This is a genomic window from Enterobacter cloacae complex sp. P15RS (assembly GCF_014895905.1).
Lineage (GTDB): Bacteria > Pseudomonadota > Gammaproteobacteria > Enterobacterales > Enterobacteriaceae > Enterobacter > Enterobacter quasihormaechei.
The window spans coordinates 1-15,564 of record NZ_JADBQL010000027.1 but is presented as its reverse complement, the minus strand read 5'-3'; the positions used below and the strand labels follow the sequence as shown (position 1 = coordinate 15,564).

Here is a 15,564-nt window from a genome sequence, read left to right as displayed (position 1 = left end):
GCTATGAATACGCTTTATCAACGCCTGGCGGGTGAGTCGATTAACGACGCGCTGCTTCGCCTGGAAGCCGATATTAAAGCCCGCCCGGCGGATGCCGACCTTCGCGCCGCGTTTGTGCAGTTTCTGATCCTCAGCGGCAACTGGGCGCGCGCCCTGACCCAGCTGAAAAGCTGGCTGGCGCTGAAGCCGCAGGCAAAACCGACCGTGACGCTGCTGGAGCAGGCCATTCAGGGCGAACAGCAGCGGGCCCGCGTGTTTGCAGGAGAGGCGCGTCCGGCGATGCCCGAGGCGCAGTGGCCGTGGCTGACGACGTTAGCCCAGGCGCTGACGGAAAGCGGCGAGCACGCGCAAACGCTGCGTCTGGCGGCACTCGAACAGGCCCCGGCAAGCCGTGGACAGGTCACGCTGGAGAATGAAGAAAACCAGCCCTTCGAATGGCTGATGGACGGCGATGCCCGTCTGGGTCCAGTGTGTGAAACCCTGGTCAATGGCCGCTATTTCTGGGTGCCGTTCTGCGCTATCGACACGATCCGTTTTCAGGCTCCGGCCAGCGTGACCGATCTGGTATGGCGTCATGCGCTGGTCCGCCTCACGGACGGTACCGAGCAGGTCTGTCAGATCCCGGCGCGTTATCCGTTTGCTGACGGCGCTTCCGATAGCGTTAAGCTAGGGCGCACTACCGAGTGGCTCCCGCTCGACGATGATGGCGTCCTGTATGAAGGCATGGGGCAGAAAGCCTGGCTGAGCGAGCAAAGCGAAAGCCCGCTGCTCACCCTGAGCCTGGTGACGTTTGCTGCGGATGGTGCGGATGAGTAATCCCGCTGGCGAAGGCGATCTGCTGCGCAGCGGCTGGCAGGCCCGCAGCAGGCAGGAGAAAGTGGGGGCACGCGACAAGATGCAGCCCTCGCTGCTGGATCGCCTGACGGATAACGATCCGGAAAAAAAACGCGAGTCCGCCAACAGCAATCTGATCACCCACGCCGCGCTGCGTCGCAACGTTCTGCGGGATTTACAGTGGTTGTTTAATACCATCAACCACGATGCCTCCAGCGACTTAAGCGGGCTGACGCAGGTGAGCCGTTCCGTCGTCAACTTTGGCGTTGCGCCGCTGGCGGGGAAAAGAATGTCCGATATCGAATGGCACGACATTCAGCGTAAGCTCACCGAAGCGATTATTAATTTTGAACCGCGGATCCTCCCGCAGGGGCTTCAGGTTCGCTGCGTGTCCGATACCTCGTCGTTAGATCTGCACAACGTGCTGTCTATCGAAATCAAAGGCCGCCTGTGGTGCGTGCCGTATCCGCTGGAGTTTCTCTTTCGCACCGACGTCGACCTTGAAAACGGCCATTTTGAACTGAAGGATGCGGGGTAATTATGGAAAGCAAACTGCTCGAATATTACAACCGTGAACTGGCCTATCTGCGCGAGATGGGCGCGGAGTTCGCCGAACGCTATCCGAAGGTGGCGGGGCGGCTTGGCATGCGCGGCATCGAAGTGGCGGACCCGTACATCGAGCGGCTGATGGAAGGTTTTGCCTTTCTGACCTCCCGCGTGCAGATGAAGATGGACGCCGAGTTCCCGCGCTTTTCACAGCGCATGCTGGAGATGATTGCGCCGAATTATCTGGCGCCCACGCCGTCGATGGCGATCGCTGAAATTCAGCCCGACAGCAGCCGCGGCGACCTGAGCAAAGGCTTCATTGTGCCGCGCGGCACCATGATGGACAGCCTGGCGCTGAAAAAAACCGGCGTCACGTGCAGCTATACCACAGCGCACGAGGTGAACCTGCTGCCGCTAAAAATCGACAGAATCGAGCTCGGCGGCGTGCCCGCCGATCTGCCGCTGGCCCAGCTCGGCCTGAGCCAGCGGGGGATCAGCAGCACCTTGCGGATCCGCATTGCCTGCGATGGCCCGCAGCACCTTGGACACCTGGATTTTGACCGCCTGGAGTTCTTCTTAAGCGGCCCGGACATCGAGGCGCTGAAGCTGCTGGAGCTGGTCATGGAGCACCACGCGGGCATTGTCTGCCAGACGGTCAGCAAGCAGCCCCAGCGCCAGCTATTGTCGTCTGACGCCCTGCGTCAGGAGGGCTTTGATGCGGACCAGGCGCTGCTCCCGGACGATCTGCGCAACTTTGACGGCTATCGCCTGTTGCAGGAGTACTTTGCGTTCCCGGCACGCTTTCGCTTCATCAGCCTGAGCGGGCTGGGCAAGCTGATCCAGCGCTGCGAAGACGAAAAGGCGTTTGATATCTTTATTCTGCTCGACAAGAGCGACGATCAGCTGGAACGCGTAGTGGACGCCAGCCACCTGGCGCTGCACTGCACGCCGGTGATCAACCTGTTCCCGAAAGTGGCGGCACGGCAAAAGCTGAACGAAGGCCAGCATGAATACCATCTGGTGGTGGATAACATCCGACCGCTGGATTATGAAATTTATGCCGTGAAAAAAATCTACGCCAGCGCCGACGGGCAGCGGGACGACCAGACGTTTCGACCGTTCTGGAGTACCTGGAGCGGCGACGCGGGTAACTACGGCGCCTATTTTTCCCTGCGCCGCGAGCAGCGCGTTCTCTCGGAACACGCGCTGCGCTACGGCACCCGCACGGGTTATATCGGCTCGGAGGTCTTTGTCTCGCTGGTAGATGCGCAGCACGCGCCGTGGCAGGAGAACCTGCGCTACATTTCCGCCGAGGTGCTGTGCACCAGCCGCGACCTGCCGCTGATGCTCCAGCAGGAGCTCGGGCAGTTTATTATGGCCGACTCCATGCCGGTGAAGGCGTTAACCCTGCGCAAAGGCCCGACGCCGCCGCGTCCGGCGCTAGCGGAAGGGTTCAGTACCTGGCGACTCATCAGCCAGCTGCAAATGAATTACCTCAGCCTGATGGACAGTGAAAACGAAGAGGGCGCCGCCGCGCTGCGTCAGCTGTTAGGGCTGTATGCCAACCTGGCGGAGACGCCGGTTGCCCGTCAGGTGGATGGCGTTCGCCACTGCGTGCTGGAGCCGGTTCACCGCCGCGTGCCGGAGCCGGGCCCGGTGGTGTTCGCCCGCGGGATCGGCATCACCCTGACAGTCGATGAACGCGCCTTTTCCGGCGCCAGCCCGTGGCTATTCGGCAGCGTGCTGGAGCGCCTTTTTGCCCGCCTGGTCTCCATCAACAGCTTTACGGAATTCACGCTTAAGAGCCAGCAGCGCGGCGAAATCGGCTACTGGGCGCCGCGCATGGGTAAAAGGGCGCTGGTATGAGCGAGGTTGCCCCTGCAACACTGCGTGTGCATCGCCTGACGCCGCTGCCCGATGCTTTCTGGTGCGGGGTGCGCGAGACGCCGTGGCGCTACGATCTGTTCCAGCTGTTAAGACGCATTGATGCCCAGGGCGGTGAACGTTATCCGCTGGGACGCGCGCCGCTGCCGAAATTTGAGCCGCTGCGTATTGGTCAGCAGCCTTCGATGGGCTTTGCGCCGTCAACGGTTGCCGAGGTCCGGCAGCGAGAAGAGAACGGGCTGCATGAGGTTTCTATTCTGAGCTTCGGCCTGTTTGGTCCTAATGGCCCGCTGCCGGTACACATGACCGAGTATGCCCGCGAGCGTATTCATCATCATCAGGATCACAGCCTCAGCGCGTTTGCCGACCTCTTTCACCACCGCCTGACGCTGCTGTTCTACCGCGCCTGGGCGGACGCGCAGCCTGCCGTTTCACTGGATCGCGACGACAACAGGCGCTTCGAAGGGTATCTGGCGTCGCTGATTGGCATGGGCCAGCCCGGTCAGATGTCGAAAGGCAGCCTGAGCGCGCATGCCCGCTTTACCCACGCCGGGCACCTGACCCGCCACGGGCGAGATCCGGAAGGGCTGGAGAAGATCCTGCGCAACTATTTCAACGTTCCGGTCAGGCTGGTGGCCAACGTCCCGCAGTGGATGCCGCTCTCAACGCGGGAGCAGGCACAGCTGGGTGAGGGGCGGCGCCTGCCGCGCATGGGGGAATCCGCCTTCCTCGGCATTGCGGTACGCGACGTGCAGCATAAGTTTCGGCTGGAGATTGGCCCCTTAAGCGCAGACGAGTACAACCGTTTTCTGCCGGGCGAAGGGTGGGTCACCGAGCTGCGCGACTGGGTGCGACAGTATGCCGGGGTGGAATTTGAATGGGAAACACGGGTGATCCTGCGCGCCGATGCGGTGCAGGGCGCCACGCTCGGCAGTGCCGGGCGATTAGGGTACAACACCTGGCTGGGCCTTCAGCCTCAGCCTGTTCCGCGTGGCGATCTGGTGTATCGCGCAGAGCGATAATCCTTCCGTATACCGAATCATTGTTAATGGAAACTAACATGTCAGAAATTAGCCGTGCCGTGCTTTTCGGCAAACTGGATACGCTGTTATTTACCTCTCTGGAGAGCGCGACTGCCTTCTGCAAACTGCGCGGCAACCCGTACGTTGAGCTGGTGCACTGGCTGCATCAGCTGATGCAGCAGCAGGATGGCGATCTGCAACGGGTCATCCGTCACTTCGCCCTTGATGAACAGCAGCTGACGCGCGATATCGTGGCGGCGCTGGATGCCCTGCCGCGCGGCGCCAGTTCCGTCTCTGACCTGTCCGAGCATATCGACAGCGCCGTCGAGCGCGCCTGGGTCTACGGCTCGCTGAAGTTTGGCGTGAGCCGCATCCGCGGCGGCCATTTGCTGATCGGCATACTGAAAACGTGGAATCTGGCTAACGTGCTGAAAGGCATTTCGGCGCAGTTCACCCGACTTAACGTCGAGGTGCTGATCGAGCAGTTCGACGCCATTTGTGCCGACAGCAAAGAGAGCCAGCAGGCTGCCGCCGCGGCGGATGCGCCTGCCGGTGCCGTACCGGCCGCGCAGGGCACGCTGGCGCAGTATGGTCAGGATCTGACGGCGCGCGCCCGGGAAGGCAAGATTGACCCGGTGGTGGGGCGCGATGAAGAGATCCGCCAGATGGTCGATATCCTGATGCGTCGTCGCCAGAACAACCCCTTGCTGACCGGGGAAGCCGGCGTCGGGAAAACTGCGGTCGTGGAAGGGCTGGCGCTGCGTATCGCCGACGGCGACGTGCCGGAGCCGCTGCAAAACGTTCAGCTGTGGCTGCTGGATATCGGCATGCTTCAGGCCGGGGCGGGCATGAAGGGGGAATTTGAAGCGCGCCTCCAGGCGCTGATTAACGAGGTGCAGTCCAGCGCCACGCCGATTATTCTGTTTATCGATGAGATCCACACCCTGATTGGCGCAGGCGGACAGCAGGGCACCGGCGATGCCGCTAACCTGCTCAAGCCAGCCCTGGCGCGCGGCCAGCTGCGCACCATCGGCGCGACCACCTGGGCGGAATACAAAAAATACATTGAGAAAGATCCGGCGCTGACCCGCCGCTTCCAGACCGTACAGGTTCACGAGCCGGATGAAGCGAAAGCCGTACTGATGCTCCGCAGCACCGTGTCGCCGCTGGAAACCCATCATCAGGTTTTACTTCTCGACGAAGCGGTCAGCGCGGCGGTGAAGCTGTCGCATCGCTATATTCCTGCGCGTCAGCTGCCGGATAAAGCGGTAGCGCTGCTGGATACCGCCTGCGCGCGCGTGGCCGTCAGCCAGAGCGCGCCGCCTGCCCAGCTGGAAGACTGCCTGCGTCATCTGGCGGCCCTGGACGTGGAGCTGGAAATTGCCGAACGCGAAGCCCGCGTGGGGGCAGGCGATCCGGCGCGCGTGGCAACCTTGACCGCCGAGCGAGACGCGTTCGAAACCCAACGCGAAGCGCTGTCCCGGCGCTGGGAAGAAGAGCGCAGCCTGGTGCAGGAGATTATCCGCCTGCGTGCCGCGCTGTTTGCGGCGGGTGATGAGGATACGGCTGAACTGCGCGGCCAGCTGGCGGAGCAGCAGCAGGCGCTAACGACCTTACAGGGCGACGAACCGCTGCTGTTTGCCGCGGTGGATGAAAACGTGGTGGCGGCGGTGGTCTCGGACTGGACCGGGATCCCGCTGGGCCGGATGGTGAAAAATGAGATCGACGCGGTGCTTAACCTGGCCGACACGCTGAACCAGCGGGTCATTGGTCAGCGCCACGGTCTGGATCTGATCGCCCGTCGGGTGAAAACCGCGCGCGCGAAGCTTGACGATCCGAACAAACCGATCGGCGTATTTATGCTCTGCGGGCCGTCCGGCGTGGGTAAAACCGAAACCGCGCTGGCGCTGGCGGAGTCGCTTTATGGCGGCGAGCAGAACGTCATTACCATCAACATGAGCGAATTCCAGGAAGCGCACACCGTATCGACGTTAAAAGGTGCGCCTCCGGGCTATGTGGGCTATGGTGAAGGCGGCGTCTTAACCGAGGCCGTGCGCCGCCGTCCCTACAGCGTGGTGCTGCTGGACGAAATTGAAAAAGCGCACCCTGACGTGCACGAAATCTTCTTCCAGGTCTTCGACAAGGGCTGGATGGAGGACGGCGAAGGGCGTCACATCGATTTCCGTAACACCATTATTATTCTGACGTCTAACGTGGGTACCGACCTGATCAGCGCCATGTGCGCCGACCCGGAGCTGATGCCGGAGCCCGATGCGCTGAGCGGCGCCCTGCGCCAGCCGCTGCTGGAAGTCTTCCCGCCGGCGCTGCTGGGGCGTCTGTTGGTGGTGCCGTATTACCCGCTGAGCGACGAGATGCTGGGGCAGATTGTCCGTCTCCAGCTCAAGCGCATTCAGCGACGTCTGGAAGAGAATCACAACATTATTTCTGAATTTGACGACAGCGTGGTCGAACAGATTGTTCAGCGCTGTACCGAGGTAGAGTCGGGCGGACGTATGGTCGATGCGATTCTGACCAATACGTTGCTGCCTCAGATGAGCCAGATTTTACTTACCGCCAGCCGCAGCGACGAGCAGTATCGACGTCTGCACGTCACCTGCGAGCAGGGCGAGTTCCACTGTCAGTTTGCCGCGTAATAATCATCAAGAGAACTGTAAAAGATGACGGATAATGATAACAATCGGACTGTCCCAAACGCGCTCCCGGTCGGGTACCGTTTCAATGAGTTTGAAATAAAAGAGGTGATTGGCGGCGGCGGATTCGGCATCGTCTATCGCGCCTGGGATCACCAGCTCGAACGCACTATCGCTATCAAAGAGTTTATGCCTTCCTCCCTCGCCGTACGCGGCGAGGATATGACGCTGGTGCTGCGCAGCGAGCGCTTTGGCAAAGCGTTTTCTGCGGGCCTCAACAGCTTCATCCAGGAAGCCCGCCTGCTGGCGCGCTTTAACCACCCGAACCTGCTGCACGTGCTGCGTTTCTGGGTGCAAAACGACACGGCCTACATGGGGACGCTGTTTTACAGCGGCACCACGCTGTCGCGTCTGCGCGAAGAAAAACCGGAGCTGATTAACGAGGCGTGGATCCGCCGCATGCTGCCGATGCTGTTTGGCGCCATCAAAACGATCCACGACGAAGGCTATCTGCACCGCGATATCTCGCTGGATAACATTCAGATTCAGGATAACGGCCTGCCGGTGCTGCTCGATTTCGGTTCGGCGCGCCGCACCATCGGCAACCTCTCGGACGAGACGGAAACCATGCTGCGTCCAGGGTTTGCGCCTATCGAGCAGTACACCGACGACAATGAAAGCGAGCAGGGGCCATGGACGGATATTTACGCGCTCGGCGCCGTGCTGCGTACCCTCATCGTGGGCTCACCGCCGCCGGTCAGCGTGGTGCGTTCAATTCAGGACACCTGCAAACCGCTGGTGGAGCTGATGCCGCAGGGGTATTCCATCCCGCTGTTACAGGCCATCGACAAGGCGCTGGCGCTGCATATGGAAGACCGTCCGCAATCCATTGAGGAGTTCGCGGCGCTGATCGAGATGCCCGTCGCCGGTATCGACGAAGTGCTGACCGCGAAAAAGACCGGCACGATGCTGGTGCCGGTGGAAGAGGAAGCGTCTGCTTCCGCGCTGGACTGGCGACGTTACAAGCTGCCGGGTCTGGTTGCTGCGGGCGTGCTGGTTGGGGTTGTAGCCGGCGCGATGCTGTTCGGCGGCGGCAGTCAGGATACGCCAGCGCAGACGGCGCAAACGCCTGCCGTGAGTCCTCCGGCTAACACCACCGCCGCACCGGAAACCAAACCGGCAACCGCAGAGGTGAGCGAACCGGTTGCGCCACCGGCTACGGCACAGCAGAGTGCGCCGCCGGTCGACGCCACCCCGGTCGCGCTGGTCTATATCCGCATGCTGGATGGCGAGACGCTGAAGGTTAACGGCGAGCCGAAAGCGCTGCGTCCGGGCAATAACGGCTACGCATCGCTGAAAATGCCGGCGGGTGAAACCCGTATTGAACTGGAAGGCAATGGAAGAACGCGTACCCAGACGCTGGATATTGCGAAGCCAGGCACCTGGCTGGTGAATCCGTAAGCCTGCGGGTAACAGGACGGAGCGAATGTATAACATCAAGTTTGTCTATCTTTTCCACGAGAACGTCTCGCCGGCGCTGTTTGCGAAAATAATCCGCCCGTCCGTTGCCGGGCAGTGGATTATGTCGGTTCCCGACCACTCGCTGCGCTCGCTCTTCACGCGCTACGATTTGCTGCGCACGATCACCGGCGCGAATCCTTATCAGTCCGGGCGTGATACCCGCACGCTGATCGCGCAGGATCTGGAGATGGGCAGGGTGGTCGCCATTGATGAAAGTTTTCGTGACTGGTCATCAGTAACGGAAATTTTTTATATCAACGCCAAAGGGCAACTTCAGGCTGCGTCCCTGGTCGGGCTGGGCTGGTATCCGGTGAGTACGATTGTCGACCGTTATGAAACCATGGTGAGAACGTATGGTTCTCGCCCTGCGCCAACGGTACTGCCGAAGCAGGTGGTGAAATCGAAAGCGGCGCAGGTGCCGGACGAGCCGACCCCGGGCAAAGACGGCAAAACCTATGCCGCACAGCTTCAGCAGATGACCAAAGCAGAACGCTGGCAGGCGCGTAAAGATCTGATCGCGAAGGGGAGCAGCAGCCTGTATCCGGACGCGCAGATCGCGGCTAAGCGGCTGGCGGCGAATAATATCGCGGTGGAAAAAGCGAAGCTGGCGGAGAATATTTACAAGACCGTCAACCCGCTGGAAGCCACGCCAGGCGTGCCGGAGGGGTGGACGGATATCAGTAATGACGATGCGCTGTTAGGAAAGTTCGGGCTGAACAAATCGATGCTCTTTGACGATGACACATCCCCCAATTTTCTGGCGCGCGTCTATCAACCGAAGCCGGAAGTCTTCGGCACTGACATGAACCCCACGCTGGTATTCAGGGGATCGCGCGAGCCTGGTTTCGCCTCGCTGTCTGAGAATGTCTCCTCTTTACTGACCAAAGGGGAGCTGGCGCCAGTGGTAAACGGGGCTGACTGGTCGAATAACTTCTCGCAGGGCATGGGTATGGCTTCAGATTATTATAAAAAGGCCGTGAGTATTGGTAAGGAGCTGGCAAGGTCAGGCCAGAATATTGATATTGCCGGACATTCCCTTGGCGGTGGCCTCGCCTCTGCAACCTCCATGGGCAGCGGGAAAGCGGGATGGACGTTCAATGCCGCAGGTCTGAATGCCGGAACCGTAGAAAAATACGGCGGCAAGCTATTAGGCAGTACGGATAATATCCAGGCGTATCGGGTAGAAGGTGAACTGCTCACCAGGATCCAGGAAGTTAATCCCTGGGAAGATCTTAAAACAATGAAAGGGCATGTCCCTTCGTGGATCCTCAAAGAGGAAATCTCTGCGCTGAGCCCCAACGCTGCCGGAATTCCTCACGATCTCCCTGGTGGAACCGGAAGCGCGCTGGACCGCCATGGCATTAACCAGGCGATAGATTGCATAGAGCAACAGAAGGATGAGGATATTTCGATAATCGGGAGTCGATTGTGAAAAAACGTTTGATGGCTTTTATCGCGTTATGTTTTTTATTCATGATTCAGGGGTGCAAGCAGGATATGGAACTTAATCCACAGGACTACTTCAGCGGCCAGCAGCTTGAACTGGCGAAAGCGATTGAGGAAGGCGACGTCGATGCGGTGAAGACGCTTGCGCCAGACAGCGACCTTAATCAACCGGGAAAGCAGGATATGACCCTGCTTTTCTGGGCCCTTGGCAATGCAATTAATGATAAAAAAACGTCGAACCATTTAGAGGTCATTACGTTGCTTGTTCAGGCCGGCGCAGATCCGCTCCAGCCTCGACCGCAGGGAAAAAGCAGTCCTGCTGAATTTGCCCTGAAGGGAGACAGCGCGGACTGGATCGACGCGATGCTGGACGGTGGCCTCTCACCCAACGTGAAAGATAAGGTTTTCCACGAACCGATCGTCTTCCAGTCGCTTAAAGCGAAAAATACAGAGACGCTGGAAGCCATGCTCGATCGCGGTGCTGACGTCAACTCAACCAACTCACTGGGTAAAACGCTGGTGTTCGATGCGCTGGATAACCAGTCATACGATCATGTCTTGTTGCTGCTCGATCGTGGAGCGGATCCGTCAATTAAGGCCAAAAATGGCTGGTCGATGAGCAATGCGCTCGCGGACGCGCTGAATGGACTGGACCGAGGCAGTAGTGAGCAGTACGAGAAATTAAACGAAATAAAAGAGAAGCTCATCCAGAAGGGGGGCGAATGGCCACCTCAGCCCGTTAAGTAATTGCTTAACGGCCATGAAAGTCAGAGATAAGGTTTTCATTTTCTGGGGATGCATGGATGCGCTGGCCATTGTGCTCTATTGTGCCCAGTCCGTGCGTCATGACAGGATCCCTTTTATTTCCGATATACACGCCTTCAGTACGGTTGTGAACACGCTTTCTGCTGGCGGGTATAGCGCTCTGGTTATTCTTTTTTTTATTCTCGATTTCTTGCTGTTGCTCTCTTTTATTGCCTCAGCATGGTGCTTCTTCGCCCGGAATTTATACGCGAGCAGACTGGCACTCTGCCAGGAAATACTGCGTCTGGTTACATTTCGCTACTCAGTTTCCCTTTTTCCCCTGGTGTTAAGTTTCACGGGCGTGATGAATGTCTGGCTAAATGGCTTTTTGTTCTTTTTGTCAGAGTTTCTGAAAATCTATTCCCTGTGGATTTATAAATATGAAGGGGAAAGGCCCCCGGTTAAAGAGTAAGACGGCCAATAACCAGAACATTCACGTTTAAAAAAACCTTGCGTTAAAAATATTCTCAGCATAAACCATTACGGAATAAAGATTATGCTCAACCGAATTACCGTCCAGCTCCCGGTCGAGGGGCTGCTTTTCTGGAAACTCTCTGGCCGCGAGGCGATGTCCGAGTCGTACGCGCTGACGCTGACTCTGCTCGGCACGGATGCGCGCATCGACCGCAGCAGGCTGCTCGGTCAGCCGGTCACGGTGACCATCCCCACGCAGAATCTTCTCACCCCCCGTTACATCAACGGCAAGGTGACGCGCGTGGCGGTCAGCGCCGTTGAGCTGACGGGCACCCGCTACGCGGTGTACCAGCTGACGGTGGAGCCGGACCTGTGGCCGATGAAGCGCGACCGTAACCTGCGAATCTTCCAGGGCCAGACGGTGCCGCAGATTGTGAAGACCCTGCTGGGCGAGCACCAGGTTAACCTCGAAGACAAACTCACCGGCAGCTACCGGGTGTGGGATTACTGCGTGCAGTATCAGGAATCGAGCCTGGACTTCATCAGCCGTCTGATGGAGCTGGAGGGGATTGCGTACTACTTCAGCCACGAGGTGGACAAGCACACCCTGGTGCTGACCGACGCCGCGACGCAGCATCAGCCGTTCAGCGGCTACGAGGTCATCCCGTACCACCAGACGCCGTCCGGCGGCAGTACGGACGAAGAGGGCATCAGCCAGTGGGCACTGGAGGACAGCGTCACGCCGGGGATTTATAGCCTCGACGACTACGACTTCCGCAAGCCGAACGCGTGGCTGTTCCAGGCGCAGCAGAACCCGGCGTCACCGAAGCCAGGCAGCATCGACGTGTACGACTGGCCTGGGCGCTTTGTTGAAAAAGGGCATGCCGAGTTCTATGCCAGAATTCGTCAGGAACGCTGGCAGGTTGAGCATCAGCAGATTCAGGCGACGGCCACGGCGGCAGGCATCGCGCCGGGCCACGTCTTTACCCTGACCAACGCGCCGTTCTTCAGCGATAACGGGGAGTATCTGGTCACGGCGGCGGGCTACCACTTTGAAGAGAACCGCTACGCCAGCGGCGAGGGGGAAACCATTCACCGCACCGATTTCAGCGTCATTCCGGCGTTGGTGTCGTACCGTCCGGCGCAGAGCACGGCGTGGCCGCGCACCTACGGCCCGCAGACGGCGAAAGTGGTGGGGCCGCAGGGGGAGAGCATCTGGACGGACAAATATGGCCGCGTGAAGGTGAAGTTCCACTGGGACCGTCTGGCGAAGGGCGATGACACCAGCTCCTGCTGGGTGCGTGTGTCGAGCGCATGGGCAGGCCAGGGCTACGGCGGGGTGCAAATTCCGCGCGTCGGCGACGAGGTGGTGGTGGACTTTATCAACGGCGACCCGGACCGTCCGATTATCACCGGGCGCGTGTACAACGACGCGAGCATGCCGCCGTGGGCGCTGCCCGCAGCGGCGACGCAGATGGGTTTTATGAGCCGGACGAAGGACGGCTCCGTGGACAACGCCAACGCCCTGCGCTTTGAGGACAAGGCGGGCGCGGAGCAGGTGTGGATCCAGGCCGAGCGCAATCTTGATATTAACGTCAAAAACGACGAGTCTCATTCTACTGAAAAAAATCGTACCCAGTTTGTTGGTGAAGATGAAACCTTACGGGTAGCGAAAAACCAGAAGTCAGGTACTAAAGGCGATGTAATATGCCTGACGGGTAAGAGCCGAAGCGATAAAGTGGTAAATAATTTTATCCTTTCAGCGGGCAATGCACTGAGATTTGAATGTGGGGAAAGCGCCATCGAATTATCAAAAGACGGTAGCGTTCATATCATTGGTAATAACTTTAACTTTACTGCAAAACAGAATGCGCAAATTAATACGCTTTCCGGCGAACTGCACTTGAACCCTGATGATGGGCGAAACGTCATCGAGCCGCCTGGCGCATCCCTTCAGGGTGAAATCCAGCAGGAAGTGGATGGTTTTTTTGTTATTAATGGCAATAAGTAAGAGTAACCCGAATGGCTGATTATATTCTTCAGGAAGCAACCCTCGCTTTACCCGATGTATTTAAAGACAGAACCATGAATTTATTTACCCTGAGCGATAACGGAGCCAGCGAGTTTACTTTTGTTGTTTCTCGTGCGAGTGCTAAAAACGAAGAAAAAGTCCATGATGCGGCAACTCGCCTGGTGCGTGAACTGGAAATTACGGTGCCCGACTTTCGTCTTGAATCCTCTCAGATGATTTCAGTTGATGGTCACGCGGCGGTAGAGCTTTTTTATCAGTTTAAAAACGATAACTCGGTCATTTTTCAAAAGCAGACTGTGATTTTGCTCGATGACCATCCCGGCGGGCAAAAGATGGTGTGCTATATCGGTACATGTCCGGGCGAATTTAGCGATTATTATCATAATCAATACCAGGAAATTATCCGCAGTATTAGGTTCCACAAACCTGCTCAGACTGAAACCAAAGTAATGCTCGCTGCCGATAGCCACGGGCCCTTTTTTGCGCTTGATAGTGAAAGTAAGGTACTTAGTGTCTTTGAAAACATTCAGGAGCTTTATGGCCATCTTTCGCTTCAGCGGGCGAAAGAGGGGCAATATTTGCTTTTTGAAAAGCAGGGTCAACCACTCAGTATTGCACCCGTCCCGGACAGCCAACCCCTTCGTTACGCATTATGGAAGACTTCTGCTGAGGAAACACATCATTTAATTTCACAGCTTTCCGTCTGCCGTCAGATCTCTGGTTCTGGCCAACTTAATACACTCGATCGGATACGAGAATATCTGATGGCACAGCGAGCCGAATAGTCATGTCCGAATTTCTGGCTGCTCGCGTAGATGATGAGATCGCTCATACAGCCTCTAAAGGCTGGATGATCGCGGGACTCGTTGGCGGGGCAATTCTGGGCGCCGCTGCCGTTGTCGTCACCGGAGGAACAGCCCTGGTGGCGGTTTCTGCCGTGGCGGCTGGGGCATGTGCTGCGGGTGGGTTGGGTGAACTCCTCGGCAGTATGTCATGGGCACCACGTCACACTACAGGTACACTTAAAGAAGGTTCACCCAATGTCTTTATCAACAGCCGAAAGGCTATCCGCGCTCATCTCTCAGCCGGGGAGTGTGACGAGCACAGCGGCAGCCTGCAACGGGTTGCCGAAGGTTCAATAAAGGTTTACATCAACAACTTTCCCGCTTCCCGCACAGGAGATAAGCTGACATGCAGCGCTGAGATTAGTCAGGGATCGCGAAATGTTATTATCGGTGGAAGCAAGGTTCAGACCGATGAAATAAGTCCTGAAATCCCTGAATGGGTAAACTGGACGATGCTCGCCGTTGGTGCTGGTGCCATGGCGGTGCTGGCCAGTCCGGCAATCGCACTTCTGAGTACCCTCGGTGCGATGGGCGGTGGGACTATTGGTAGCTATGCGGGGGGAATGCTGTGTGGCGAAGGTAGCGACGGTCAGAAATGGGGGATGCTGATCGGCTCCGTTATCGGCGGCGGGGCTGGCATTAAAGGCGGGGCACGGTTTGATGCGTGGCGGGCTGGTAAGCCTATTCTCGAACCGGTTAAGCCAAGTGTTTCGGCCCGAAGGGCTGAACTTAATGAAAAATTTGGACGTACGGGCGATCTCAATAGAGATATTAATATCCGTGCAAACCAAAAAATTGTTGATGATTTTATGCGCTCGCAGGGTGTTGAAGAAAGTAAAATACCAGCTTATCGCAGCGGTATAGATCTTGAGCAGAGAGTGACAGTTGAAACAATAAATAAAGGTAAAATAGCTTATCAGAATCAATCACCGGGGAATTGGCAAGGTAACTGGTATTCACTTGACGAATCGACCCCTGCCACAAAGCTTGGAATTAATCCAGAAGGACAGGTCAGGGATACGGGATTAATTGTTCCTAAAGAAGTAAAAGCTTATCAGGCGCAACAAAAAGTAGAAATGCTACGAAGTAGTGCTACACCAGCCTTGGACACGTGGTCTGTACCAGACAAACCTTTCCAGACAGAAGGCGGTGGGATACAATGGTTTACCACTAAGCGTGATATTTGGACTCCATATAATGAATGACATGACAGCTTTGAATTATGTTGAAAAAGCATTATCTTTAGCAAAAAAGAGATATGCTGAGGTCAAAAATCAGGATCCCCACTCCCGGCTTTTACAAATGTACGACTCTATTGTACAACAATTATTATTTCTACGGGATTTAATTGAAGGCAAGGAAAAGGATAAAGCGAAATTATGGAAAATGACGTTCGGTATGTATGCAGTGAAGGAGTTCGATAACTCTGATGAGTTGTTTTTTGAAAGGTTGTCGGATGCCTGGTTTATTGTGGATCAAATCCGCCGAGGGTTAAAGGTTAGACTGCCGCATGAGGTTGATGCCAATTACAGAATAAAGCAACATAATCTTAAAATGAAATATCC

The 15,564-nt window shown here is 57.3% G+C and carries 13 protein-coding genes; all 13 read left to right on the top strand.

Translation table 11 applies throughout. The features are described 5' to 3' along the window. Window positions 1-3: 3 nt before the first annotated feature. Window positions 4-816, top strand: a complete 813-nt coding sequence (locus IM267_RS16955) for a type VI secretion system accessory protein TagJ (protein ID WP_193033865.1) — start codon at window positions 4-6, stop codon at window positions 814-816. Continuing rightward, the gene (tssE, locus tag IM267_RS16950; protein WP_015570336.1) at window positions 809-1,372 is read left to right on the top strand and encodes a type VI secretion system baseplate subunit TssE; all 564 of its coding nucleotides are present in this window, start codon (window positions 809-811) and stop codon (window positions 1,370-1,372) included. Before IM267_RS16955 ends, tssE begins: the two co-directional genes overlap by 8 nt. 2 nt (window positions 1,373-1,374) lie before the next feature. After that, window positions 1,375-3,246, top strand: a complete 1,872-nt coding sequence (gene tssF, locus IM267_RS16945; RefSeq protein ID WP_193033864.1) for a type VI secretion system baseplate subunit TssF — start codon at window positions 1,375-1,377, stop codon at window positions 3,244-3,246. After that, window positions 3,243-4,286, top strand: coding sequence for a type VI secretion system baseplate subunit TssG (tssG, locus tag IM267_RS16940; protein ID WP_193033863.1), 1,044 nt, complete (start codon window positions 3,243-3,245; stop codon window positions 4,284-4,286). The genes tssF and tssG overlap by 4 nt, the downstream gene beginning before the upstream one ends. Before the next feature lie 38 nt (window positions 4,287-4,324). Further along, window positions 4,325-6,940 carry a type VI secretion system ATPase TssH gene (tssH, locus tag IM267_RS16935; protein ID WP_193033862.1) on the top strand — a complete coding sequence of 872 codons (2,616 nt, stop codon included), beginning with the start codon at window positions 4,325-4,327 and terminating at the stop codon, window positions 6,938-6,940. 24 nt (window positions 6,941-6,964) lie between these two features. Next, a complete protein-coding gene (locus IM267_RS16930; RefSeq protein ID WP_193033861.1) occupies window positions 6,965-8,398 on the top strand; it encodes a serine/threonine-protein kinase in 1,434 nt (477 codons plus the stop codon). 25 nt (window positions 8,399-8,423) lie between these two features. Then, entirely contained in the window at window positions 8,424-9,890 is a 1,467-nt protein-coding gene (locus IM267_RS16925; protein WP_112793039.1) for a phospholipase, read from the top strand. Further along, a complete protein-coding gene (locus tag IM267_RS16920) occupies window positions 9,887-10,651 on the top strand; it encodes an ankyrin repeat domain-containing protein (RefSeq protein ID WP_370551744.1) in 765 nt (254 codons plus the stop codon). The genes IM267_RS16925 and IM267_RS16920 overlap by 4 nt, the downstream gene beginning before the upstream one ends. A 52-nt stretch (window positions 10,652-10,703) precedes the next feature. After that, the gene (locus IM267_RS16915; RefSeq protein WP_226848157.1) at window positions 10,704-11,120 is read left to right on the top strand and encodes a hypothetical protein; all 417 of its coding nucleotides are present in this window, start codon (window positions 10,704-10,706) and stop codon (window positions 11,118-11,120) included. Between the two features lie 84 nt (window positions 11,121-11,204). Then, window positions 11,205-13,133, top strand: a complete 1,929-nt coding sequence (locus IM267_RS16910; protein ID WP_193033859.1) for a type VI secretion system Vgr family protein — start codon at window positions 11,205-11,207, stop codon at window positions 13,131-13,133. 11 nt (window positions 13,134-13,144) lie between these two features. Further along, on the top strand, window positions 13,145-13,939 hold the full coding sequence (locus IM267_RS16905) for a DcrB-related protein (RefSeq protein ID WP_193033858.1): 795 nt from the start codon (window positions 13,145-13,147) through the stop codon (window positions 13,937-13,939). Window positions 13,940-13,941: 2 nt separating this feature from the next. Then, window positions 13,942-15,204 carry a polymorphic toxin type 46 domain-containing protein gene (locus IM267_RS16900; protein WP_193033857.1) on the top strand — a complete coding sequence of 421 codons (1,263 nt, stop codon included), beginning with the start codon at window positions 13,942-13,944 and terminating at the stop codon, window positions 15,202-15,204. Beyond that, the coding region (locus IM267_RS16895) for an immunity protein Tsi6 family protein (protein WP_193033856.1) at window positions 15,197-15,564 on the top strand (368 nt) is incomplete at its 3' end. The genes IM267_RS16900 and IM267_RS16895, both read left to right, overlap by 8 nt.